This is a genomic window from Bradyrhizobium sp. SZCCHNR1015, assembly GCF_032489875.1.
Taxonomy (GTDB): Bacteria; Pseudomonadota; Alphaproteobacteria; order Rhizobiales; family Xanthobacteraceae; genus Bradyrhizobium.
Genome location: NZ_JAUEYW010000012.1, coordinates 143,564 through 168,479, shown reverse-complemented (window position 1 = coordinate 168,479; position 24,916 = coordinate 143,564). Strand labels below are relative to the sequence as shown.

Annotated in this window: 21 protein-coding genes; 1 reads left to right on the top strand and 20 read right to left on the bottom strand. The window is 66.7% G+C overall.

The features are described 5' to 3' along the window. Positions 1–3 precede the first annotated feature (3 nt). From mmsA to QX128_RS21160, 18 genes are all read right to left on the bottom strand, one after another. Positions 4–1,554, bottom strand: coding sequence for a multiple monosaccharide ABC transporter ATP-binding protein (gene mmsA, locus QX128_RS21245; RefSeq protein ID WP_316218647.1), 1,551 nt, complete (start codon positions 1,552–1,554; stop codon positions 4–6). A gap of 76 nt (positions 1,555–1,630) precedes the next feature. Then, entirely contained in the window at positions 1,631–2,701 is a 1,071-nt protein-coding gene (gene chvE / locus QX128_RS21240; RefSeq protein ID WP_315804475.1) for a multiple monosaccharide ABC transporter substrate-binding protein, read from the bottom strand. Positions 2,702–2,810: 109 nt separating this feature from the next. Next, complete coding sequence (locus QX128_RS21235; RefSeq protein ID WP_316238496.1) at positions 2,811–3,692, bottom strand: SMP-30/gluconolactonase/LRE family protein; 882 nt, start codon at positions 3,690–3,692, stop codon at positions 2,811–2,813. Continuing rightward, positions 3,692–4,771: an aldose epimerase family protein gene (locus tag QX128_RS21230; protein WP_316238434.1), complete on the bottom strand. Its 1,080-nt coding sequence runs from the start codon at positions 4,769–4,771 to the stop codon at positions 3,692–3,694. The genes QX128_RS21235 and QX128_RS21230 overlap by 1 nt, the downstream gene beginning before the upstream one ends. A 4-nt stretch (positions 4,772–4,775) precedes the next feature. Beyond that, positions 4,776–5,702 (bottom strand): Gfo/Idh/MocA family oxidoreductase, encoded by a 927-nt coding sequence (locus QX128_RS21225; protein ID WP_316238433.1) that lies wholly within the window; start codon positions 5,700–5,702, stop codon positions 4,776–4,778. Between the two features lie 2 nt (positions 5,703–5,704). Next, positions 5,705–6,634: a dihydrodipicolinate synthase family protein gene (locus tag QX128_RS21220; RefSeq protein ID WP_316238432.1), complete on the bottom strand. Its 930-nt coding sequence runs from the start codon at positions 6,632–6,634 to the stop codon at positions 5,705–5,707. A 10-nt stretch (positions 6,635–6,644) separates the two neighbouring features. Further along, positions 6,645–8,381, bottom strand: a complete 1,737-nt coding sequence (locus QX128_RS21215) for an IlvD/Edd family dehydratase (protein WP_316238431.1) — start codon at positions 8,379–8,381, stop codon at positions 6,645–6,647. Further along, complete coding sequence (locus QX128_RS21210) at positions 8,378–9,121, bottom strand: FadR/GntR family transcriptional regulator (RefSeq protein ID WP_316177969.1); 744 nt, start codon at positions 9,119–9,121, stop codon at positions 8,378–8,380. Before QX128_RS21210 ends, QX128_RS21215 begins: the two co-directional genes overlap by 4 nt. Then, positions 9,118–10,113: a galactofuranose ABC transporter, permease protein YjfF gene (yjfF, locus tag QX128_RS21205; protein ID WP_316238430.1), complete on the bottom strand. Its 996-nt coding sequence runs from the start codon at positions 10,111–10,113 to the stop codon at positions 9,118–9,120. The genes QX128_RS21210 and yjfF overlap by 4 nt, the downstream gene beginning before the upstream one ends. Continuing rightward, complete coding sequence (locus tag QX128_RS21200) at positions 10,110–11,102, bottom strand: ABC transporter permease (RefSeq protein WP_316238429.1); 993 nt, start codon at positions 11,100–11,102, stop codon at positions 10,110–10,112. Before QX128_RS21200 ends, yjfF begins: the two co-directional genes overlap by 4 nt. Further along, entirely contained in the window at positions 11,099–12,649 is a 1,551-nt protein-coding gene (locus QX128_RS21195; protein ID WP_316238428.1) for a sugar ABC transporter ATP-binding protein, read from the bottom strand. The genes QX128_RS21200 and QX128_RS21195 overlap by 4 nt, the downstream gene beginning before the upstream one ends. Positions 12,650–12,867: 218 nt before the next feature. Beyond that, a complete protein-coding gene (gene ytfQ / locus QX128_RS21190) occupies positions 12,868–13,833 on the bottom strand; it encodes a galactofuranose ABC transporter, galactofuranose-binding protein YtfQ (protein WP_316238427.1) in 966 nt (321 codons plus the stop codon). A gap of 241 nt (positions 13,834–14,074) precedes the next feature. Then, positions 14,075–14,716, bottom strand: a complete 642-nt coding sequence (eda, locus tag QX128_RS21185) for a bifunctional 4-hydroxy-2-oxoglutarate aldolase/2-dehydro-3-deoxy-phosphogluconate aldolase (protein ID WP_410053167.1) — start codon at positions 14,714–14,716, stop codon at positions 14,075–14,077. Beyond that, a complete protein-coding gene (locus QX128_RS21180; protein ID WP_409997971.1) occupies positions 14,716–15,612 on the bottom strand; it encodes a sugar kinase in 897 nt (298 codons plus the stop codon). Before QX128_RS21180 ends, eda begins: the two co-directional genes overlap by 1 nt. Positions 15,613–15,659: 47 nt before the next feature. Beyond that, a complete protein-coding gene (locus QX128_RS21175) occupies positions 15,660–16,691 on the bottom strand; it encodes an L-idonate 5-dehydrogenase (RefSeq protein WP_316238425.1) in 1,032 nt (343 codons plus the stop codon). A 33-nt stretch (positions 16,692–16,724) separates the two neighbouring features. Next, a complete protein-coding gene (locus QX128_RS21170; protein ID WP_315804462.1) occupies positions 16,725–17,492 on the bottom strand; it encodes an SDR family oxidoreductase in 768 nt (255 codons plus the stop codon). An 86-nt stretch (positions 17,493–17,578) separates the two neighbouring features. Then, complete coding sequence (gene uxuA / locus QX128_RS21165) at positions 17,579–18,775, bottom strand: mannonate dehydratase (RefSeq protein WP_316238424.1); 1,197 nt, start codon at positions 18,773–18,775, stop codon at positions 17,579–17,581. A gap of 112 nt (positions 18,776–18,887) precedes the next feature. Continuing rightward, on the bottom strand, positions 18,888–20,084 hold the full coding sequence (locus QX128_RS21160; RefSeq protein ID WP_316238423.1) for a mandelate racemase/muconate lactonizing enzyme family protein: 1,197 nt from the start codon (positions 20,082–20,084) through the stop codon (positions 18,888–18,890). Positions 20,085–20,279: 195 nt separating this feature from the next. On the opposite strand from QX128_RS21160, the gene QX128_RS21155 reads away from it, so the two are divergent. Next, positions 20,280–21,656: an MFS transporter gene (locus QX128_RS21155; RefSeq protein ID WP_316238422.1), complete on the top strand. Its 1,377-nt coding sequence runs from the start codon at positions 20,280–20,282 to the stop codon at positions 21,654–21,656. A 19-nt stretch (positions 21,657–21,675) separates the two neighbouring features. On the opposite strand, the gene QX128_RS21150 is transcribed toward QX128_RS21155, so the two are convergent. Together QX128_RS21150 and QX128_RS21145 are read right to left on the bottom strand one after the other, a co-directional pair. Next, positions 21,676–23,091 carry an FAD-binding oxidoreductase gene (locus QX128_RS21150; RefSeq protein WP_316238421.1) on the bottom strand — a complete coding sequence of 472 codons (1,416 nt, stop codon included), beginning with the start codon at positions 23,089–23,091 and terminating at the stop codon, positions 21,676–21,678. Positions 23,092–23,209: 118 nt separating this feature from the next. Beyond that, positions 23,210–24,859: an ATP-binding cassette domain-containing protein gene (locus tag QX128_RS21145; protein ID WP_410053170.1), complete on the bottom strand. Its 1,650-nt coding sequence runs from the start codon at positions 24,857–24,859 to the stop codon at positions 23,210–23,212. Positions 24,860–24,916 lie beyond the last annotated feature (57 nt).

Genomic DNA, 24,916 nt, shown 5'->3' with positions numbered 1-24,916 from the left:
CGCTTACGCGGCCGTCTCCTGGTTCTTGATGGTTTCGTTGCGCATGATGGCGCGCATGATCTTTTCCTGCGTCGCCTCCGGCCCGGCGAACTCGCCGACGAAGGCGCCGTCATTCATCACGCAGATGCGGTCGCAGATCCCGAGCAGCTCCGGCATCTCCGAGGAGATCACCACCACACCCCGGCCGGCATCAGCGAGCTCCTGGATGATACAGTAAATCTCGTACTTTGCGCCAACGTCGATGCCGCGCGTCGGCTCGTCCAGGATCAAGACCTTGGGATCTGTCATCAGCCATTTCGACAGCACGACCTTCTGCTGGTTGCCGCCGGAGAGCTGGCCGGCCTCCTGGTAGACGTCCGAGCAGCGAATCCGCATCCGGCCGCGGTAACCGGACGCCGCCTTGAGCTCGGCGATGTCGTCGATCACGCCCTTCGGCGCGACCTGGGAGAGAGACGCCAGGGTGATGTTCTTGCGGACGTCGTCGGCCAGGATCAGGCCGAGCTGCTTGCGGTCTTCGGTGACATAGGCGAGGCCGGCATCGATCGCCGCCGGGACGCTGGTGAGATGGACGTCGTGGCCTTCGAGCCGGGCGCGGCCGGTGATGTTGATGCCCCAGGAGCGGCCGAACAGGCTCATGGCGAATTCGGTGCGCCCCGCCCCCATCAGGCCGGCGATGCCGACGATCTCGCCGCGGCGGACCTGGAAGTCGACGTTCTTGATCACCTGCCGATCGGTATGCTGCGGGTGGTAGACCGACCAGTTCTCGACCGTGAACACGGGCTCGCCGATCTTGGGTTGCCGCTCCGGGAAGCGGTGCGCCATGTCGCGATTGACCATGCTCTTGATGATGCGGTCCTCCAGGACCGGCTCGGCGCGGCAGTCGATGCTGTCGACGCTGCGCCCGTCGCGCAGCACCGTGATGCGGTCGGCGACGCGGGCGACCTCGTTGAGCTTGTGCGTGATCAGGATCGAGGAGATGCCCTGCTCGCGGAAGGCGACGAGGCGGTCGAGCAGCGCCTGGCTGTCGGCCTCGTTCAGGCTCGCCGTAGGCTCGTCCAGGATCAGCAGCTTGACGCGCTTGGACAGCGCCTTGGCGATCTCCACGAGCTGCTGCTTGCCGACACCGAGATCAGTGATCAGTGTATCCGGCGATTCCTTCAGGCCGACCTGGGCCAGCAATTGCTGGGTGCGCCGGTAGACCTCGTCGCGGTCGATGACGCCGAAGCGCTGCGGCGCATGCGACAGGAAGATGTTCTCGGCGATCGACATCAGCGGGATCAGCGCGAGCTCCTGGTGGATGATGATGATGCCGAGCGCCTCGGAATCGTTGATGTCGCGGAAGCGCCGCTCCTCGCCCTCGAAGATGATCTGGCCCTCATAGCGACCGTACGGATAGACGCCGCTCAGCACCTTCATCAGGGTCGACTTGCCGGCGCCGTTCTCGCCGACCAAAGCGTGGATCTCGCCCGCCTCGACCGTGAAGCTGACGTCGCGCAGCGCCTGCACGCCCACGAAGCTCTTGCTGACGCCGCGCATTTCGAGGATTGCCGTCATCGCTCTGTATCCCGCAACTTGAGCCGTCTTGGAGGTGGCCGGCGAGCGCATGACCGCGCTCGCCGGCCACCGGTGATCACTCGACCTGCGACTTCTTGTAGTAGCCGCCCTCGATCAGGACCTTCTCCCAATTGCTCTTGTCGACCACGACCGGCTTGAGCAGATAAGCGGGAACGACCTTGACGCCGTTGTTGTAGGTCTTGGTGTCGTTGACCTGCACCTGCTTGCCGTTGAGCACGGCATCGACCATATCGGCGGTCACCTTGGCGAGGTCGCGGGTGTCCTTGAAGATCGTCGAGTACTGGTCGCCGCGCAGGATCGCCTTGACCGACGGCACCTCGGCGTCCTGGCCTGAGATGACCGGCATCGGCTGGTTGCCGCTGCCATAGCCGACGCCCTTCAGCGACGAGATGATGCCGATCGAGAGGCCGTCATAGGGCGACAGCACCGCGTCGACACGCTTGTTGCCGTAATAGGCACTGAGCAGGTTGTCCATGCGGGCCTGGGCGGTGGCGCCGTCCCAGCGCAGGGTCGCGACCTTGTCCATGCCCATCTGGCCGGACGCAACCTTGAGCTTGCCGGAGTCGATGTACGGCTGCAGCACCGACATCGAGCCGTTGTAGAAGAAGTAGGCGTTGTTGTCGTCCGGCGAGCCGCCGAACAGCTCGATGTTGAACGGGCCCTTGCCGTCCTTCAGGCCGAGCTTGTCGACGATCGACTGCGCCTGCAGCACGCCGACCTGGAAATTGTCGAAGGTCGCGTAGTAGTCGACATTCGGCGTGTCGCGGATCAGGCGGTCATAGGCGATGACGGTGACGCCCTTCTCCTTGGCCTGCTTCAGCGCGTCGGACAGCGTCGTGCCGTCGATCGCGGCGATGACCAGCACCTTGGCGCCCTTGGTGACCATGTTCTCGACCTGCGAGAGCTGGTTCGGGATGTCGTCCTCGGCATATTGCAGGTCGGTGTTGTAGCCACGCTCCTTCAGCACCTTCACGATGTTGTTGCCGTCGTCGATCCAGCGCGCCGAGGACTTGGTCGGCATCGCGATGCCGACGGTTGCCTTGCCCTGCGCCATTGCGGCGCTGGACAGCGCCACGGCGCCGAGGCCGGCCAGCGCGGCGGCCATGATGGTCTTGAAATTCAGCATGCTTCACTCCCTCTAAGATTTTCAGATTTGAACTAGGAATACGCGATTGCGTATCTCGATACCAGATAGCTGTTAGGCTGAACGACGCTCGACTCGATTGTTCCTCCTCTCAGATCGACAGCTTCACGTCAGGCTCGGCGCGACCGTGAGCGCCGACCTCAAGCAGGAAAGTCTGGCCGTGGCCGGGGTCGGCCGCCTTGGCCGCCGCGTCCATGTCCTGCCAGGCCGACGTGACCAGCAGGCGCGACAGACCGGGACCGACGAAGGCCGGGCAGCTCGCCTGGCTGGCCGGAACCGCGATGCAGCGCAGATGCTCGCCCTGCGGGCTGTAGACATCGACACAACCGCCGCCCCAGCGCGCGTTCCAGATCCGCCCCTCGGCGTCGACGACGGCACCGTCGAGCCCGCCGACGCCGGCATGGCGCAGCAGCACCTCCGGCTCGCCGCGCGGCAGGCCGGTCGTCGGGTCGAGCGCGACGCGGTAGAGCACGTTCTCGTCCGTATCGGCGAAATAGCCGATCGCGCCATCCGGCGAGAAGCAGATTGCGTTGGGAATGGTGACGTTGGGGAACAGGCGGATGATCTCACCGCGATGCAGCGCATAGATCGAGCCCAGGCCGCACTCGGCGTTGCGCCCCATGGTGCCGATCCAGAACGTCCCGGAGGGATGGACCCGCGAGTCGTTCGACCGCGTCGCCGGATTGTCGGCTTCGAGCGCCAGATACAGGGATAGCGCACCGTCGGCGATGCTGCGGATGTAGAGCCCGTCCTCGGCCACGATCAACTGCCTGTTGGCATCGATACGGCCGAGCGCGCTCGCCATCCTGCCGAGGCCATGGCGGCGGACCTCGCCGCTGCCGATCTTGGCCTCGAACAGCAGGCCCTCGCGGATGTCGAACCACCAGGCGGTGTCGGTGTGGGGATCGTAGGTCGGCCCCTCGCCGAGATGGCAGCGCTCGTCGCAAAGAATCGTGGTCGGCACCTGCTCCATCATGCGGACGCTCCCGCGGTCGAGAAGCGATACACCGTCTCGTGCTTGTAGACGTCATCGGGCGCAAGACGCGCGCTGGGAAAATCCGGGCGGTTCGGACTGTCCGGCCAGACCTGCGGCTCCAGGCAGAGCGCGTCGGATTGACGATAGACACGCCCCTTGCCGGTCACGGTCCCGTCAAGATAGTTGCCGGAATAGACCTGCAGGCCGGGCTGATCGGTGAGCAACTCCATGACGCGCCCCGAGCGCGGGGACGCCAGCCGGGCGGCCAAGCGCACCCCCGCCTGCTGTCGAAGGCAGAAATTATGATCGTAGCCGCGACCGCATTTGATCTGCGGGTCGTCAGCGCGGATGCGGGCACCGACCGCATACGGCTCGCGGAAATCGAACGGCGTGCCGGCGACGGCGTGCGGCGGCCCTTCCAGCGGGATCGCGGTCTCGTCGATCGCGAGATAATGGTCGGCTTCGACCGTCAGACGATGATCAAGGATGTCGCTGCCGGCGGCCAGGCCATCGAGATTGAAGAAGCTGTGGTTGGTCAGGTTGACCACCGTCGTCCGGGTGGTCCGGGCGCTGAAGCTGACAGCCAACTCCATCGGCCCGGTCAACTGATAGGTGACACGAACGTCGAGCCGCCCCGGATAATTGGCCTCGCCGTCGGGACTGACATAGAGCATCGTGACCGAGGGCTGGGCGCCGTCTTCGGTGGCGACGATCTGCCAGAGCTTGCGGTCGAAGCCGTCGGGACCGCCATGCAATGCATGTGCACCATTGTTGGCGTCGAGGCGCAGATCCTGACCGTCGAGCGGGAAGCGCGCCTTGGCGATGCGGTTGGCATAGCGCCCGACCGTCGCACCGAAGAACTTTCGGAGCTTGACGTAGCTCAGCAAGTCGTCATGTCCGAGCACCACGTCATCGACAAGCCCCTTCGCATCCGGCACCAGCAGCGTCTGCAGCGCCGCGCCGTAGGTGACGATCCGCGCCTCGAAGCCGTGAGCGCCACGCAAGGTGACGCGCTCGACCTCGCGGCCGTCCGGCAGGCTGCCAAACACATCCCTGGTGATATCAGCCTCTGCCATCGCTCTAGTCCTCGAACGGCTCGACGAAGTGGCGGCGGCCGAGCAGGAACGCGTCGGCCACCAGCCGCAGCGGCGCGAGATCGACGTCACCAGCGCCGGTCTTCGTCAGCTCGACGAAGCGGCGATAGAGGCCGGGATATTCGCGCTCCTTCTCGTCGATCATCACTTGGTCATCCGCGGTCATCCGCGCGCCGCCGAGCGACAGCTTGAGTTGCCCGGCGTCGGTCTCGATCCGGATGTCCCAGCTCTGCGGCCCGGTCTGGCGGAAGTCGAACTCGGCCGCGATCGGCAGCTCGCTGGCTGTCGACAACGACAGGTTGGCCGCGATCGGCGCCTGACGGTTGGACGGAAACGACAGCTCGGCCTCGGTCAGGAACACCGGCTCGGGCAGGATGCGGGTCAGGATCGACAGCGCGTTGATGCCGGGATCGAACACGCCGAGACCGCCCGGCTCCCAGATCCAGGCCTGGCCGGGATGCCAGACGCGCACGTCCTCCTTCCAGTCGATCCGCACGCTGCGGATCCGACGCTGTGACAGCCATTCCCGCGCCGGCTCGACGGCCGGCGCGTAGCGCGAATGCCAGGTCGCGAACAGCGTGCGCCCCTTTGCGGCGGCGAGTGCAATCAGCGGATCGAGCTCGCTGACGGCAGCACCGGGCGGCTTTTCCAGCATCACATGCTTGCCGGCCTCGAGCGCCGCCAGCGCCTGCGCACGGCGCACCTGCGGCGGCGTGCACAACGCAACCGCGTCGATCTCGGGACCATCGCGCAGCAGTTCCTCGATGGTGCCGAAATGCGGCAGGCCGGGCAGCGAGGCGTTACGGCTTGCGACGGCCGTCAAGGTCACGCCCTCGGTGGCGGCGATGGCCGGCACGTGCTGATCCCTGGCGATCTTGCCGAAGCCGACGATGGCGACACGAAGCTCGCTCATCTCTAGCGTCCCCAGCGCAGCACGACCGGGTCGAGCCGGCGCGCGATCTCGATCAGACCCTTCTGTGTCGCCGGATGGATCGGCGGCTGCGGCGCGCGCAGCGTGTCGTGCTTGATCACGCCGCCAGCCTTCATCAGGATCTTGCAGGTCGCAAGGCCGCACTGCCGGTTCTCGTAGTTGATCAGCGGCAGCCAGCGCTCATAGGCCGCGGCCGCGGCCTCGCGGTCGCCCGCGAAATACGGATCGATGATCTTGCGGATACCGTCGGGATAGCCGCCGCCGGTCATCGCGCCGGTGGCGCCGGCATCGAGATCGGCCATCAGCGTGATCGCCTCCTCGCCGTCCCACGGGCCTTCGATATCAGCGCCGCCGGCCTCGATCAGCGCGCGCAGCTTGTCCGCCGCGCGCGGCACCTCGATCTTGAAATAAGCGAGGTTCTCGATCTCCTTGGCCATGCGCGCCAAGAACGGCACCGACAGCGGCGTGCCGGCGACCGGCGCATCCTGCACCATGATCGGGATCGAGATCGCGTCGGACACGCCGCGATAGAACTCGTAGATCGAGCTATCCGGCACGCGGAAGGTCGCGCCATGGTAGGGCGGCATCACCATGACCATGGCGGCGCCCCTCTCCTGCGCCCGGCGCGAGCGCTCGGCGCAGACAAAGGTCGAGAAATGCGTCGTCGTGACGATGATCGGCACGCGGCCGGCGACATGCTCTAGCACCGTGGTCATCACCAGATCGCGCTCGTCATCGGTCAGCACGAACTGCTCGGAGAAGTTGGCGAGGATGCAGATGCCGTGCGAGCCGGCATCGATCATGAAGTCGATCGCGCGCTTCTGGCCCTCGAGGTCGAGACGGCCGTCGGCGTCGAACACGGTCGGCGCCACCGGGAAGACGCCCTTGTAGAGCTTTTTGGCGGAAGCGGTCATGGGCACCTCTTTAGTGATTGTCGCGCGGCACGGGCGAGCCGGTGCGGCCGACCAGGAAGTCGAAATCGACGCCGCGATCGGCCTGCAGCACGTGATCGATGTAGAGCTTCTGATAGCCGCGGGCCGCATGCGGCTTCGGCGGCCTCCAGGCGGCGCGGCGCGCGGCGAGCTCCTCGTCGCTGACATGCAGATGCAGCCGGCGGCCAGCGACGTCCAGCGTGATCATGTCGCCATTCTTGACCAGCGCCAGCGGCCCGCCGACGGTGGCTTCCGGGGCGACATGCAGCACCACGGTGCCGTACGCCGTGCCGGACATGCGTGCGTCCGAGATTCGGATCATGTCGCGCACGCCCTGGCGCAGCACTTTCGCGGGCAGCGGCATGTTGCCGACCTCGGCCATGCCCGGATAGCCCTTCGGCCCGCAATTCTTCAGCACCATGATGCAGGACGCATCGATGTCGAGATTGTCGTCGTCGACCGCATCGTGCATTTCCTCGACGCTTTCGAACACGACGGCGCGTCCGGTGTGGTTCATCAGCTCCGGCGAGGCCGCCGACGGCTTGATAACGGCGCCGTTGGGGGCGAGGTTGCCGGTCAGGATCGCGATGCCGGCTTCGGTCTTGAACGGCGTCTCGAACGGCGTGATGACCTCGGCATTGTAATTCGGCGCCACGGCGACATTGTCCCACAGCGTCCTGCCATTGACGGTCCGGGCGTCCTTGTGCAACAGGCCGCGCTCGCCGAGTGCGCGCAGCACCGCCGGCAGGCCGCCTGCGTAGTAGAAGTCCTCCATCAGGAAGCGGCCCGACGGCATCAGGTCGACCAGGCAGTGCACGTCGCGACACAGACGGTCGAAGTCGTCGAGCGTCAGCTCGACGCCGACACGTCCGGCGATCGCAAGCAGATGCACCACAGCGTTGGTCGAGCCGCCGATCGCCGCGAGCGTGCGGATCGCATTCTCGAACGCCTGACGGGTCAGAATGTCCGATGGCTTGAGGTCTTCGCCGACCATCTCGACGATGCGCCGTCCCGCCATGCGCGCGAGCAGGTTGCGGCGCGCATCGGCGGCGGGAATCGCCGCATTCTCCGGCAGGCCGATGCCGAGTGCCTCGACCATCGAGGCCATCGTCGAGGCCGTGCCCATGGTCATGCAGCTGCCGGCGGAGCGGTTCATGCCGGCCTCGGCCTCGTGGAATTCCTTCAAGGTGATCTCGCCGGCGCGCAGCTGCTCGCTCATCGAGATGATGTTGGTGCCGGAGCCGATGATCTGGCCGCGATAGACGCCGCGCAATTGCGGACCGCCGGAGACGCCGATCGCAGGCAGGTCGGCGGAGGCCGCGCCCATCAAGAGCGCCGGCGTGGTCTTGTCGCAGCCCATCAAGAGCACGACACCGTCGAGCGGATGCGCACGGATCGCCTCCTCCACATCCATCGAGGCGAGATTGCGGAACAGCATCGCAGTGGGACGCATCGTCACCTCGCCGAGCGAGGAGACCGGAAACTCCAGCGGATAGCCGCCGGCATCGAGCACGCCCTGGCGGACATGCTCGGCGATGACGCGGAAATGCGCATTGCAGGGCGTCAGCTCCGACCAGGTGTTGCAGATGCCGATGACCGGACGGCCCTCGAAGCGATCCTGCGGCGTGCCGCTGTTCTTCAGGAACGAGCGATAGTAGAAGCCCATTTTGTCCTGGCGGCCAAACCACGCCTGGCTCCGCAGCGTCTTCTTCTCGTTGTCGTTGCTCATTCCTGGTCCGTTCGTGCAGCCGATTGCGCATGACGCCGCCGGCCGTTGTAGATGACTTCGATCATGGCCTCCGAGGCGCCCTCGGGATTGCCATCTGCGATCGCATCGATGATGCGCTGGTGCCAGACCAGCACGGTGTCCCGGTCGGCGGTTTCGATCGGCGCGCTCAGGACGAACGACGCGCGCAATGCCGCCTCGATGACCGCGCCGATCGATCGCATGAAGGGATTGCCCGAGGCATTGGCGATCGCGATGTGCAGAGCGAGGTCGGCTTCGGCAAAGGCGATCGAGGTCGACGGCTCGCGTTCCATCTGCGCCATCGCCTGGTTCATCGCGGCGAGATCGTCGTCGCTGCGGCGCTCTGCCGCGAGCGCCGCGGCGCGCGGCTCGATCGCCAACCGGATCTCGGCGAGGTCGGCAAGAAAGCGCTTGTCGATCCCCGCGTCGAGGTGCCAGGCGAGCACGTCGGGATCGAACATGTTCCAGTCCGAGCGTCCGCGCACCACGGTGCCGACGCGGGCCTTGGTCGACAGCAGACCTTTTGCAACGAGGGTCTTCACGCTCTCGCGCAGCACCGGCCGTGAGACGCCGAAAGTCGCGGTCAGCTCGGCGTCACCCGGCAACCGCGCGCCCTCGGCCAGACGGCCCGAGATGATGTCGATGCCGATGCTGCGGGCGACCTCGGCATGGTTGGAATGCGCGCGCCGGGTCGGAATCGAGACGATGTGCGACGTCGTCATGTCGGCGCCCCCACCGGCTTGGCCGCGGCGGGCTTGACGGATGAGCGGCGCGCGAGCGCCATCAGACCTTGCTGCAGCGCAATGAAAACGAACAACAGAACCCCCGTGGCGATCTTGGTCCACCAGCTCGACAGCGTGCCGTCGAAATTGATGTAGGTCTGGATCATGCCCTGTATCAGGACGCCAAGGAAGGTGCCGATGACCGAGCCCTGTCCGCCGGTCAACAAGGTTCCGCCGATCACCACGGCAGCGATGGTATCGAGTTCGACACCGACGGCCGAAAGCGAATAGCCGGCCGCGGTGTAGAACGAGAAGACGATGCCGGCGAGGCCCGCAAGCACGCTCGACAGCATATAGATGCGGATGGTCATCGGCCCGACCGGAATGCCCATCAGGGCTGTCGCCACACGGCTGCCACCGAGCGCGTAGACGTTGACGCCGAACCGGGTCAAATGCAGCAGCAACGCGCAGAGCACCAGGATCACCAGCATCGCAATCGCGATCGCGGTGAGCCGTCCGCCGCCTGGCAGGCGGATCGCGAAGTCGGAGACGGCACTGTAGATCGGGGCGGTGATCGGAATCGATTCGGTCGACAGCAGGAAGCTGACGCCGCGCGCCAGGAACATGCCGGCGAGGGTCACGATGAAGGGCGGCAGCTCGAACACGTGGATCACCGCGCCCATCGCGGCACCGAACAGCGCGCACAGCACCAGCACCAGTGCGAAGGCGGCGAAGGGCGGGATGCCCCAGCGCTCGACCGCGAGCGCCACGAATACCGTGGTGAAGCCGATCACCGAGCCGACCGAGAGATCGATGCCGCCGGAGATGATGACGAAGGTCATGCCCGCGGCGACGATGCCGAGGAAGGCATTGTCGGTGAGCAGATTGGCGACGACGCGGGTCGAGGCGATGTTCGGGAATTGCAGCGCGCACAGCGCAAAGCCGGCGACCAGCACGAAGGCGGTGATCGCAGCCGAGGTCGAGGCCTTCATGGCTTGGTCCTCCGCCAGCGCGCGGTGAAGCGCGAGAGATCGCCGAGCCGCGGCGACTGCGCCAGCAGGACGGCGAGAACGACCACGGCCTTGACCAGCAGATTGAGCTCCGGCGGATAGCCCGACAACAGAATGCCGGTGTTCATGGCCTGGATGATCAGCGCGCCGGCCACCGCCAGCACCAGGCTGAAGCGGCCGCCGAACAGCGAGGTGCCGCCGATCACGACGGCGAGGATCGCATCGAGCTCGAGCCACAGCCCGGCATTGTTGGCGTCCGCCCCCATGATGTCGGCTGCGGCGATGACGCCAGCGAGCGCCGCGCACAGGCCGCACCAGACATAGACCGACAGGATCATGGCGCGGGTGCCGACGCCGGAGAGCTCGCTGGCGCGGGCGTTGCCGCCGGTCGCCTCGATCAAGAGCCCGAGCGCGGTGCCGCGCACGACCGCCCCCGTCACCAGCAGCATGCCGATCGCGATCACGACCGGCGTCGGCAGGCCGAGCACGGCGCCGTTGCCCATCCAGACCAGATCGGGCGAGGTGAAGGTGACGATCCGACCTTCCGTGATGAGCTGCGCGATGCCGCGTCCTGCGACCATCAGAATGAGCGTGGCGACGATCGGCTGGATACGCAGGACAGCGACGAGGATGCCGTTCCAGAGCCCGCACACCAAACCGACAGCGAGCGCGGCGCCGATGACCACCGGCAGCGAATGCGTATCGGCGAGGCTCGCCGCGGTGGCGCCCGCGATCGCCATGACGGCGCCGACCGAAAGGTCGATGCCGCCGGTGGCGATGACGAGCACCATGCCGAGCGACAGCAGCGCCACCGGCGTGCCGCGGTTGAGCACGTCGATGACGCTGCCGAACAGCCGGCCGTCCTGCAGATGGAGGTTGAAGAACTGCGGCGAGACCGCGCGATCGATGATCAGGATCACGATCAGCGCGAACGCCTGTGCCAGGCCACGGCGGGGAATGCGAAGCGTCATGACACGGCCTCGCGCACAGGCTCACCATCGGCCGCGATCGCCGCAAGAATGCTGGAAACCTCGACGGCGTCGCCCTTCAGCTCCTCGACATGGGCGCGGTCGCGCAGCACGACGACCCGGTTGGAATAGGTCACGATCTCGTCGAGCTCGGAGGAGATCACGAGCAGCGCCAGCCCCTGCTCGCACAGCTCGCGCACCAGCCGGATGATCTCGGCATGGGCCCCGACGTCGATGCCGCGCGTCGGCTCGTCCAGAACGAGGAGCTTCGGCGACGTGGCGAGCCAGCGCGCCAGTAGCGCCTTCTGCTGGTTGCCGCCCGACAGCAGCCCAATGGGACGTTCCGGATCCGGCGGCCGGATGTCGAGCATGCGGATGTAACGCAGCGCGATCTCGTCCTGCTCGCGCCGCGACAGTGGCCGGTGCAGGCCGCGCCGGGCCTGCAGCGCCAGCACGATGTTCTCGCGCACGGTGAGATCGGCGATTATGCCCTCGGTCTTGCGCTCCTCGGGGCAGTAGCCGAAGCCGAGCCCGGCGGCATCGCGCGGCGAATTCAGCCGGACGGTCTCGCCGTCGACGGTGGCCGCACCGGTGTCGGCGCGTTCGGCCCCGAACACCAGCCGCGCCGTCTCGGTGCGGCCGGAGCCGAGCAGGCCCGCGAGCCCGACGACCTCGCCGCGGCGCAGCTCGAGATCGAACGGCGCAAGGTAGCCCTGCTTGCCATAGCCCTTGAAACTGATGCAGACCTCGCGCGCCGTGTCCGGCTGGCTCGCCGCGCGTTCATGCGTGGTCTCGGCCAGCTCGCGCCCCAGCATCATTCTGATAAGGTCGAGCCGCGGCAGGTCGGCGACGTCGCGCGAACCGATCAGCCGGCCGTTGCGCAGCACGGTGACGCGATCGCAGATCTCGTAGACCTGATCGAGGAAGTGGCTGACGAACACGATGCCGATGCCATCAGCCGCGAGCTTTCGCATCACCTTGAACAGGATCTCGACCTCGTGGCGGTCGAGGCTCGCCGTGGGCTCGTCGAGAATGAGGACGCGCGCCGACAGATCGACCGCGCGCGCGATCGCCGTGATATGCTGGACCGCGACCGAGTAGCTCGAAAGCGGCGCACCGACGTCGATGTCCAGCCCATAATCCAGCAGCAGCGCGTGCGCGCGCCGCCGCATCTCGGCCTCGCGCACGACGCCGAACCGCGTCGGCTGCCGGCCGAGATAGAGATTTTGCGCCACCGAGAGGTTCGGCAGCAGATTGACTTCCTGATAGACGGTGGCGATGCCGGCATCGACAGCGTCCTTGGCCGAGCGCGGCGCGATCTCCCGATCGGCCAGCCGCACAGTGCCGGCGTCCCGCGCGAACACGCCGGTGACCACCTTGATCAGGGTCGACTTGCCGGCGCCGTTCTCGCCGAGCAGCGCATGGATCTCGCCCTCCCCCAGAGTGAAGTCGACGTCATCAAGCGCCTTCAGCGCCCCGAAGCTCTTGGTCAGGCCGCGGATCTCCAGCAGGGCTGGACGCGTCGCCGGCGGAGCTGAAGGATCAGACATGACGAACTACTTGGCGCGACGATTGGACATCAGCCAGGAAGCCGACGCCCGCCGAATGAGCGGACGCCAGCACCTGATTTCGTCGTCCCGGCGAACGCCGGGACCCATACCGCGGAATAGTCGATTGAGGCACTGGGCCAATACCGCAGACCTCACAAAGATCGGTGGCTATGGGTCCTGGCGTTCGCCAGGACGACGGCAACAACATAGGCTTCAGCTCAGTAGCCCAAGCCCTTCTTGCTGTCGTAGACCTTCTGCGGATCGTCAGTCGCGGTGTAGAGCTTGGATTCCGTCTGGATCCACTTCGGCGGAACGGTGCCCTTCTCCTTGAAGGCCACGATCGCGTCGAACGCCGGCCCCGCCATGTTCGGCGTCAGCTCGACGGTGGCGTTGGCCTCGCCGGCGGCGATTGCCTTGAAGATGTCCGGCACGGCGTCGATCGAGACGGTCAGGATGTCCTTGCCCGGCTTCAGGCCGGCCTCCTTCATTGCCTGGATCGCGCCGACCATCATGTCGTCGTTGTGGGCATAGACCGCGCAGATCGACTTGCCGCCGTTCTCGGCCTTGATGAAGCTCTCCATCACCTCCTTGCCCTTGGCACGGGTGAAGTCGCCGGTCTGGCTGCGCACGACCTTCAGGTTGGCGTTCTTGGCGACAACGGCGTCAAAGCCCTTCTTGCGGTTGGTGGCGACGCTGGCGCCGACCGTGCCCTGCAGCTCGACGACGTTGCAGGCCTTGCCGCCGACCGTCTTGGCGAGCCACTCGCCTGCCACCTCGCCCTCGTGCACGCTGTCGGAGGTGACGGCGGTCAGATAGAGGTCCTTGCCGGAGGGATCGATGTCGCGGTCGAGCAGTACGACCGGGATCTTGGCTTCCTTGGCTTCCTTCAGCACGGCGTCCCAACCCGAAGCCACGACCGGCGCGAGGAAGATCGCGTCCACGCCCTGGGCGATGAAGGAGCGGATCGCCTTGATCTGGTTTTCCTGCTTCTGCTGGGCGTCGGCGATCTTCAGGTTGATCTTGCGCTTGGTGGCTTCCGATTTCGAGACCGAGGTCTCGGCGGCGCGCCAGCCGGACTCCGATCCGATCTGCGAGAAGCCGACGGTCAGCTCCGCGGCGCCAGCGGACGTGGCAAACAACAAGGCGGCCGTGGCCGAGGCCGCAAAGAGGGCTTTCAGGGTCATCAGACGTTCTCTCCCAAAAAGGTACTGTTTTTTGATGCGCCGCCGCGAACAGCGGTGCCGACGCACCTATTCACCCGCCTCGACGGCCGGTGACGTCCGTTATTTCACGGAACCCAGGAGATGACTAGTCATATTATTTGACCGTAATACTTTTTGAGAATGACAGGCGCCGGCGCGGCTCCACTGCCGCCGAAGATAATCGTCGGACACAAACAAAATTTTAAGTTGTGGATAGGCTGGATCAGCGCAGCTTCGTCGCTTCGCGGGCGCGCTGCTCGATCGCGGCCCACGCACCGGCCTTGATGTCGGCCGCGGGCGCGACCCACGAGCCGCCGATCGCAACGACCTTCTTGTGCGCCAGCCATTGCGCGGCGTTGCCGGCATTGATGCCGCCGGTCGGACAGAAGCGCACGTTCGGGAAGGGACCCGCTAGCGCGTCGAGCGCCGCGAGCCCGCCGGCCGGCACCGCGGGAAAGAACTTCACCAGCTCATAGCCCCGCGTCACGCAGGCGATGAGATCAGAGGCGGTCTGAATGCCCGGCGCGAACGGCATCTCGCCGGCATTCGCGGCGTCGAGCAGGCCGAGCGAGAGGCCCGGACTGATCGCGAAGGCGGCGCCGAGCTTGGCGGCGCGCTCGTAGTCCGCCGGCGTCAGCACCGTGCCGATGCCGACGACGGCGTCCGGCACCTCATCGATGATCGCGCGCGCGGCATCGAGCCCCGCCTGCGTCCGCAAAGTGATTTCGATGACGCGGAGGCCGCCGGCGACGAGCGCACGCGCAAGCGGCACGGCATGCGCCGCGTCCTCGATCGTGATCACCGGGATCACCGGCGCCAGCGCGAAGACCGCATCGAGCTTCGCGCGCTTGTCCAAATTGTTCATCACGCCTCGCTCATCGTCAGAATGTCCCGCGGCATCGCGGTGGCCGGGATCACGGCCCCCGGCGCCATGATCACGGCACCGGCGAGCCGGTGCCCTGCCAACGCCGCCTTGCGCGGCGGCGCGCCCTTGATGCGCGCGGCGAGATACCCCGCATTGAAGGAATCGCCGGCCGCCGTGGTGTCGATTGGCTTGAGCACCGCAGGTGGCGCGATGTCGACCAGCACGCCATCGGCATGGATCAGGCAGCCGCGCGCGCCGCGCTTGACCACGACCTCGTTGACCCCGGCGTCCTTGAAGCGGCGCAGGCTGACGGAGGCGTCGGCATCGCCGAACAGCATCTGCTCGTCCTCCAAGGTCGGCAGCGCAACGTCGACCAGCGGCAGGATCGCACGGAACGCGCGCTGGGCGACCTCGCGGCTGGCCCAGCCGCGCGGCCGGTAGTTGCCGTCGAACACCACGCGCGCGCCGCGCTTGCGTGCGACCGTCAAGAGCTCGCGCAGCTTGGCCTTGCCGGTCTCGCCATAGAGCGAGAGGCTGATGCCGGAGAGATAGATCCAGTCGAATCGCGAGAGCCTGTCGAGCATGTCGCGGTCGGCGCGATCGAACAGCTCGCGCGCCGGCGCGCGGTCGCGCCAATACAGGAAGCTGCGCTCGCCCTTGGCATCGCGCTCGATCATGTACAGGCCGGGCACGCGGCCCTCGACCTGCAGCACCTCCGAGGTGTCGATGCCCTCGGCCTGCCAGGCCGCCAGCATCATGGCACTCAGGGGATCATCGCCGAGCGCCGTCACGTAGGAGGTGGGCACGCCGAGCCGGGCCAGATAGAGCGCGGTGTTGAGCGTGTCGCCGCCGAAGCCGCGCCGGAACAGCGAGCCGTCCTCCTGCGCAAACTCCACCATGCACTCTCCGATGCAGGCGACTTTCATCGGCGTCAATCCATCCATCAAAACGTCAAATGAACCTTCATCGACCGGCTGCGATCGCTGGCGAGCTCGAAGGCGGCGACCGCCTGCTCGAATGGCAGCGCAGCCGAGATCAGCGGCTTGACGTCCAGCAGCCCCTCGCCCATCAGCCGCAGCGCCAGCTCGAATTCGCGGTCGAACCGGAACGTGCCGCGCAATTGCAGCTCCTTCGTGACCAGCGTGTTGAGCGGCAAGGTCATCTCGCCGCCGAGCCCGAGCTGGACGATGACGCCGCCGGGCCTCATGACGTCGAGCGCGGCCCGCAAGGCGGCCTGGTTGCCGGAGGCCTCGAACAGCACGTCGAACGTGCCCTTCCCGCTCCGCCACGGATCGAGCGCCGACGGCTCCGCCCCGACATTGAACGCATGGCTGGCACCGAGCGTGCGCGCCACCGCCAGCGGCGCATCGGCAATGTCGGTGACCACGATCTCGGCCGCACCGCCGTAGCGCGCCACCAGGATCGACAGCGCGCCGATCGGGCCGCAGCCGGTCACCAGCACGCGCTTGCCGAGCAGCGAGCCGGCCTGATGCGCCGCATGCAGGCAGACCGACAGCGGCTCGGCCATCGCGGCCTCACCGAGCGACAGCGACGGCGCGATCGGCACTGCCTGCGAGACATCGATGGTGACGAACTCGCGGAAGCCGCCCTGCACGTGGGGATCACGCATCGCGCTGCCCATGAAGCGCATGTCGAGGCATTGGTTGCGCAGCCCCTCGCGGCAATAGCTGCAGCGGCCGCAGGGCAGGCTCGGATTGACGGCGACGCGGGTGCCCTCGGCGAGGCCGGTCACGCCGGCACCGACCGCGGCAACGTGGCCTGCGATCTCATGGCCCAGCGCCATCGGCTGCCTGATGCGCACGGTGCCGAAGCCGCCGTGATGATAGTAATGCAGGTCCGAGCCGCAGATGCCGCCGGCCTCGATCTTGACCCGCACCTCGCCGGGTCCCGGCGCCGGATCGGGAAAGCTGTCGATGCGCAGATCCTTCGGCGCGTGAATGACGACCGCACGCATGGCCGGCCTCCCTGTCTCTTGTCTTCCGCGATCCTACATCGCCGCCAGCATGCCGCCGTCGACATAGATGGTCTGGCCGTTGACATAGGTCGACGCCTCCGAGGCCAGGAAGATCGCGGTGCCGACCAGCTCGTCCGGCCGGCCCCAGCGCTTCGACGGGACGCGCGACATCAGCCAGTTGTTGAAGTCGGGGTTGCTCATCAGCGCCTGGTTCATGTCGGTGAGCATGTAGCCCGGTCCGATTGCATTGGCCTGGATGCCGTGCGCCGCCCATTCGACCGCCATCGCGCGGGTCAGGTTGCGGATGCCGCCCTTCGCCGTGGTGTAGGGCCCGATGGTCGGCCGTGCCAGCTCGCTGCCGAGCGAGCCGATATTGATGATCTTGCCGCTCTTGCGCGGGATCATGCGTTTGGCAGCCTCGCGCCCGATCACGAAGGCGCTGGTGAGGTTGGTCTCGATGACGCGGCGCCACTCATCCGTGGTGAACTCGACCAGCGGCTTGCGGTGCTGGATGCCGGCATTGTTGACGAGGATGTCGATCGCGATCCCCTCGGCGTCGAAGCGCGTGAAGGCGCCGACGACGGCGTCCTCATCGGTCACGTCGAACGGACAGGCCTCGGCCTGATGGCCCGCGGCGCGGAATTCTTCCACGGCAGCCAGGGTACGCGCGGGGTCGGTTCCGTTAATGACGAGCCGCGCCCCCGCCTTGGCAAAACCCTCCGCGATGGCGCGGCCAAGGCCGCGCGAGGAGCCGGTCACCAGCGCGGTCTTGCCGGAGAGATCGAAGAGCGAGGTCGACATTTGTTCAACTCGAATGGGCAAATGCGGGCCGGCATCCTCGGCCACGGGACGCGCGCTGACAAGCGGGTTGTCCGGCACCGGCGGGATCAGACCGGCAAGCGGTTAATGGCAGCCACCGCGGTCATGATCCCGCGAATCTCGGCGAGGCCCTTGAGGCGGCCGACCAGCGGATAGCCCGGATGGGTGCCGCGGCCGATGTCGTCGGCGAGCTCATGGCCGTGGTCGGGCCGGAACGGGATCCGCCAGTCCGGCTCGCCTTCCGCCTTGCGCCGGGCCTGCTCCTTCAGCAAGGTCGTCACGACCGCGACCATGTCGACGTCGCCGCGCAGATGCTCCGCCTCCATGAACGAGCCGTCGAGCATCTTGGTGACGTTGCGCAGGTGCACGAAGCGGATGTGCGGCGCGAACCGCTCGGCGAGCGCCGGGACGTTGTTGTGGCCGCCGGCGCCGAGCGCGCCGGTGCAGAAGGTGAGGCCGTTGGCCTTCGACGGGGCGGCATCGACGATGAACTGCAGATCCTCGGCTGAGGACACCACGCGCGGCAGACCGAACAGGTCACGCGGCGGATCATCGGGATGGACACAGAGGCTGACGCCGCATTCCTCGGCCGTAGGCACCACCTCGCGCAGGAAGCGCGCGTAGTTGGCGCGCAGCTCGGCATGGCCGATGCCGCGATATTTCTCCAGCATGCGGCGCAGGCCGGGCACGTCATAGCGGTCATAGGCGCCGGGCAGGCCGGCCATGATGGTCGCGAGCAGCCGGTCCTTGTCGGATTCGGACGCCTGTGCCACCCAGGCCTTGGCGCGGTCGAGCACGTCGGCGGAGAACTCCGCCCCGGCACCGGGCCGCTGCAGGATGTAGCAGTCGAACGCAGCAAGGCGATCCATATCGAAGCGCAGCGCCGTGGCGCCGCCCGGCAGACGGAAGGCGAGCTCGGTGCGGGTCCAGTCCAGCACCGCCATGAAATTGTAGCAGACGGTGGTGACGCCGCAGGCGGCGAGGTTGCGCAGCGACTGGCGGTAGTTGTCGAACAAGGACGTCAGATCGCCCTCGCCCAGCTTGATGGCCTCGGAGACCGGCAGGCTCTCGACCACGCTCCAGCGCAGCCGCAGCGATGAATCGCCCTCGATCACGCCGATGCGCTTGATGATCTCATCGGTGCTCCACACCACGCCGTAGGGGATGTGATGCAGCGCCGTCACGATGCCGGTCGCGCCGGTCTGGCGAACCTGCGGCAAAGTGATGGGATCATCGGGTCCGAACCAGCGCCACGTCTGTTCCATGTCGTCACCTTGTCGAGTTCGCCTGGGCCGTTCCGCAAGTCTCGCTGCCGAGGTCGATCCATCTCACGCCTTTGCGGCGCGATCTTGCCGCCTGCGATCGGCCTCGCGGTGTTCAAGCCGCACTGCGGCGAACGGTCAAGTCGGTCCGCTCGAACACGGCCGGCAGCAGCTCGACGCCGAGCCCCGGCCCCTGCATCGGATAGACGTAGCCCTCCCTGATCTCGGGCATCGCCGTGACAAGCTCGTTGTACCAGCCCTTGTAGAACGCGCGCACCGATTCCTGGATCAGCGTGTTCGGTTGGCTGAACGACATGTGCACGGCGGCGACGAAGCCGACAGGTCCGATGCAGTCATGCGGCGCGAACGGACGGTGATAGGTTTCGGCGAGCGCGGCGATCTTGCGGCCCTCCGTCAGCCCGCCGGTCCAGCACAGGTCGGCCATCACGACGTGGACCGCGTCGCGGTCGAGCATGTCCTTGTAGGGATAGCGCGAGCCGAGCGTCTCGCTGGCGGTCACCCACACATCCGTCGATCGGGCATATTCGGCCAGCGCCTGCGGCGAGTTCATGCGGATCGGATCCTCGTACCAGGTCGGCTGATAGTCTTCCAGCACACGCGCGATCTGCTTGGCGGCCGGCAGATTCCACAACGAATGCAGCTCGACCATGATCTCCATGCGGTCGCCGACCGCTCTGCGGATCTTCTCGAACGGCGCGACCGCCTCCTTCATCTGCGCCGCGGTGATGAACAGGCCCTCGTTCTCCTGCGCCGCCGGATCGAACGGCCAGATCTTCATGGCCGAGATGCCGCTCGCCAACAGATCCTCGGCAAGGGCGTCAGCGCGGTTCATGAAGGCGTCGAGATCCTCATAGCGTCCATTCGTCTCCAGGCTCCAGTTCGACACCGGGCGGATGTTGGAGGAGCGCACGTAACGCGTGCCGGCGCAGGTGTTGTAGATGCGCTGCCGGTCGCGGCAGAGGCCGCCGAGCATCTGGTGCACTGGCTGGCCGCAGACCTTGCCGAACAGGTCCCACAACGCGATGTCGATTGCGGACGCCGACCGATATTCGACACCGGTCGAGGACTGCGCCATCGGCAGGTTCACCATGTCGCGATGAATGGCCTCGATGCGCAGCGGATCGCGCCCGAGCAGGCGCGCGGCCAGGGTGTCATGGATGTGCGCTTCGACCGCGCCGGTCCCATAGAACGTCTCGCCGAGACCGATCACCTCGGCATCAGTGTGCACCCGCACCCAGATGACGTTGGCGAATTCATCGGTGCGGACGGTCTCGATCGCGGTGATCTTCATTGTCGGCTCCTGTGGCTCGGCCCACGGTTCCAGCCGCAGACCAGCAATCTCGTGCGGCGTTACAACGCGGGGGAACCTTGATCGATCTCAACCGTCAAAACAAAACGGACATTGGAACGGCGACCGATCCTCCGCGCGCGACCTCCGCTGCGGAAAGCGTTGCGAGTCGCCCTTCGGCATCGAAAGGTACCCGTCATGAGTCTCGCAGCCACATCCGACATCACGCCTCAACGGGCGGCGATCGACGACGCCGTGCGCTATCTTGTCCAGAACTACAGCCCCAAGGGCAACCGTGTCGGCTGGCTGATGATGGCCTCGATCCTGGTCGAGGCCTGGGACCTCTATTCGATCGCCTTCGTCCTGATCTTCATCAAGGAGCAGTTCAATCCCGGTCCGCTGGAACTCGGCCTTGCGGCCGCCGGCACGCAAGGCGGGGCGCTGATCGGCGCCCTGCTCGGCGGCTGGCTGTCCGACAAGATCGGCCGGCGCTGGATGTTTCTCGGCACGATGACGATGTTCGTCGCGCTGGCGATCGCGCAGGCGTTCGTTCCGAACGTGGCGTGGCTGATCGTGGTCCGCTTCCTGCTCGGCCTGCCGCTCGGCAGCGACATCTCCACCGGCTACACCTACATCATGGAATCGATGGCCAAGGGCCAGCGCGAGGTCATGGGCAATCGCTGGCAGTTCATGTTCGCGGTCGGCGAGGTCCTCACGCTCGGCGTCATCGCGATCTTCCTCGTTGCCGAGATCGATCACGAGACGGTCTGGCGCGTCACCCTGGGCCTCGGCGCGCTGCCGGCGCTGATCATCCTGTTCCTGCGCCACGACGTGCCCGAGACTGCCGTCTGGCTGGTGCAGCACGGCCGCTTCCGCGAGGCCAAGACGGTGGCCCGCCAGATGTACAATGATGAGCTCGCGATGCTGCCGAACCAGGACATGCCGGTGGACAAGCCGAGCACCTGGGACTTCCTCTCGGATCTGCGCAAGGACCCGATCCGCTGGCGAGCGACCATCTATGGCTGGATCGCCTGCTTCGCCCAGGGCGCGGAGTTTTCGACCTTCGCATTCTATCTCCCGGTGCTGTTCACGATGGTCGGCGTCTCCTCGGTGTTGGGCAACAACCTCGTCACGATGGCGCTGTTCTGCCTCGCCGCCGTCTCGGGCTGGGTCGGGCCGCTGCTGACGCCGAAGATCGGCCATCGCGGCATCGGCATCGCCGGCTTTGCGATCGTGCTGGTGTCGCTGTTGATCGCCGCGGGTGCCCTCTACACCGGCCACACCGTAATCCTGCCTTTTGCCGCAGCCGGCATGCTGTGGGGCCACTATTGGGACGCCTCGAACTGCATGACCATCCCGACCATGGTGGCGCGCCCGCGCTATCGCGGCACGGCAAGCGGCTTCGCCTACATGTTCGTGAAGCTGCCGTCGTTCCTCGCGATCTTCCTGTTCCCGGCGCTGTTCACCGCCATCGGCCAGGCCAACGCGACACTGTTCGTCGCGATCTTCCCGCTGGTCGGACTGCTCGCCGCCATCTTCATCCTGCCGGAGGTGTATGGCTACGAGGCGGATTGAGCCGGCCGCCGGGTGCTGACTACAACCGAGGCAGCAATTTCCCCGGGTTCATCAGACCATACGGATCGAGCGCGCGCTTGAGCTGACGCATCAGCTCCAGCTCGAGCGGCGGCTTGCACAGCGGCATCTCGGCGGTGCGGAGCTGGCCGATGCCGTGCTCGGCGCTGATCGAGCCGCGGCGGCGGGTGATCTCGTCATGGACCAGGCGGGTGATGCGCGGACCGTACCGATAGAACTCGTCTTCGCTCATGTCGAGCGGGCGCATCAGATTGTAGTGCAGGTTGCCGTCGCCGAGATGGCCGAACACCATCGGACGGATGCCGGTCAGCGCCGCGCCGACCGCAGTGTCCATGATCGTGACGAAATCGGCGATCTCGGCGACGGGCACCGAGATGTCGTGCTTGAGCGCCCTGCCTTCGCGGACCAGAGCCTCGGAGACGCTCTCGCGCACCCGCCAGAACGCCTTGGCCTGGGTGCCGTCCTGGGCGACGACGGCGTCGGAGGCGAGCCCTTCCGTCATCGCGGCGGCCAGCGTGGTTTCGAGCCGTGCGGTCAGCGCGGCTTCCTCGCCGATATCGCTCAGCTCGATCAGGACAGCAGCCTCGGGAAGTGCAGCGAACGGCAGCCGTATATCCGGCATCTGGCGCAGGATCATCTCGAGCGTTGCCGAGGTCAGGAACTCGAATGCGGTGAGGCGATCGCCACAACGCGCGCGCGATAGCCGCAGCAGGTTCAGCGCGGCGGCCGCATCGGCGACCGCGACGAACGCGGTGGCCCGTGCGGTCGGCTGCGGAAACAGCTTCAACACGGCGCCGGTGATGACCCCCAGCGTGCCTTCGGAGCCGATGAAGAGATCGCGCAGCGCATAACCGGTGTTGTCCTTGCGCAAGGCGCGCAGGCCGTCCCAGATGCGGCCATCCGGCAGCACCACTTCGAGCCCCAGCGTCAGCTCGCGCATCACGCCATAGCGCAGCACGGCGACGCCGCCGGCATTCGCGGCGAGATTGCCGCCGACGGTGCAACTGCCCTCCGAGCCGAGGCTGAGCGGAAAGAACAGGCCGGCCTCGCGCGCCGCGTCCTGCACCCTCGCCAGCACGATGCCGGCATCGACGACGATGGTCTGGCCGACGGGATCCACCGCGCGGATGCGGTTCATCCGCGACAGGGACAGCACGATCGCCCGGCCGCTCGCATCCGGAGTCGCGCCGCCCGACAGGCTGGTGTGTCCGCCCTGCGGCACGACGGCCACGCGGGCGGCGGCGCAGGCCTCCATCACCGCCGCGACCTCGTCCGTCGATCCCGGCCGAACCACCGCCGGCGTGGCCCCGTGATACTTGCCGAGCCAGTCGTGCAGATAAGGCGCCTGATCCTCGGCTGCGACGAGAACATGCGCGACACCGACGAGGCGTTGCAGGCGTTCGATCAGTTCGGTCATGACGCGCGCTTCGATGACTCCGGAGGCTGCACTTGCGATGCGCACAAACTAACAGGACAGTGCCTCTCGTCCCCAATACCGAGTTGTCCGCCACCCATAATCGAATGTTATGGGCGGCTCAGGCGGACGCGAAAGCCGCCGGCGGGGCGATATGCGGGACGGCGTCGACCAGCTCGCGCGTGTAGTCGGTCTGCGGATTGGCGAACAGCGCCCGGCTCTCGCCCTGCTCGATGATGAGACCTGTGCGCAGCACGATGGTGCGGTCGCACATCATGCGCACGACGTTGAGATCGTGGCTCACGAACAGGAAGGCGAGGTTGTCCTCGCACCGAAGCCGGTTCAGGAGCTGCAGCACCACGGCCTGCACGGAGACGTCGAGCGCCGCGGTCGGCTCGTCCAGCACCAGCAGCCGCGGCTTGCAGGCAATCGCGCGAGCAATGCCGACGCGCGCCTTCTGCCCGCCGGAGAGCTGATGCGGAAAGCGCGACAACAGCTCGCGCGGCAGGCCGACGCGATCGGCGCATTCCTCGACGCGCTGGCGCAGTCTGTCGCCCGAGCGCATGTTCATCAGCCGCAGCAGCGGATGGGCGATGCAGTCGAACGCCGTGTAGCGCGGATTGAGGCTGTCGTTCGGATCCTGGAAGACGATCTGGATGTCCTTGCGCAGCTCGGAACGGTGGAAGTCCCGCGCCGGGATCTGGCCGATCGCCTGGCCGTCGAACAGGATCTCGCCGGCGCTGGCGTCGATCAGACGGCAGATCATCCGCGAGGTCGTGCTCTTGCCGGAGCCGCTCTCGCCGACGAGACCGACGCTCTCGCCGCCGCGCATCGTCATCGAGAAGTCGGCGACGCCGACCGTACCGTCGTCGAAGCGCTTGCTGACGCCCTTGACGTCGAGCAGCAGCGGCGTGCCGTGCGGCAGCGGCGGCAGCTCCGTCACCGTGACCAGGGGAATTTTTTCGCCGTCCGGCACCAGATCCTCGACACGCGAGGTTGCCGTCGGCGAGGCCGCAACGAGGCGCTTGGTGTAGGGATGCTGCGGCCGGTGGAACAGCGTCAACGGCGCGGCCTCCTCGACCAGCCTGCCCTGCTCCATCACGACCACGCGCGCGCAATAGCGCGCGGCAAGCCCGAGATCATGCGTGATCAGGATCGTCGCCATGCCGCGCTCGGCGGCGATCTTCGCAAGAAGATCCATGACCACCTTCTGCGTGGTGACGTCGAGGCCGGTGGTCGGCTCGTCCGCGATCAGCAGCTGCGGGCTGCAGGAGATCGCGATTGCGATCATCACCCGCTGGCACATGCCGCCGGAGAGTTCGTGCGGATAGGCGCCCATGCGGCGCCCGGGATCGCGGATCTGCACGGCCTTCAGCAGCGACAAGGCCTCCGCATGCGCCTCCTGCCGCGACAGCCGGCGATGGGCGAGGATCGCATCCGCGATCTGCTGGCCGATGGTGCGGATCGGGTTGAGCGCGGCACGCGGATTCTGGAAGATCATCGCCATGGCCGCGCCGTGCAGGCTGCGCAGATCGGCACCGCCGGCCCGGGTGACGTCCTGGCCCTTGAAGCGGATGCAGCCATCGGTGATGCGGCCGGCCTTGTCGAGCAGATGGGTGATGGCAAAGCCGGTCACCGATTTGCCCGAGCCGCTCTCGCCGACGAGACCCAGCATCTCGCCCGGCTGGAGCGACAGCGACACGCCGCGCACCGCCTCGACGAGCCCACGACGGGTCGAGAAGGTCACTTTGAGATTCTCGACCTCGAGCAGCGGCTTGGAAATATCAGGCGCTGTCACGTCCGCATCCTCGGATGCGCCCCAGCTGTT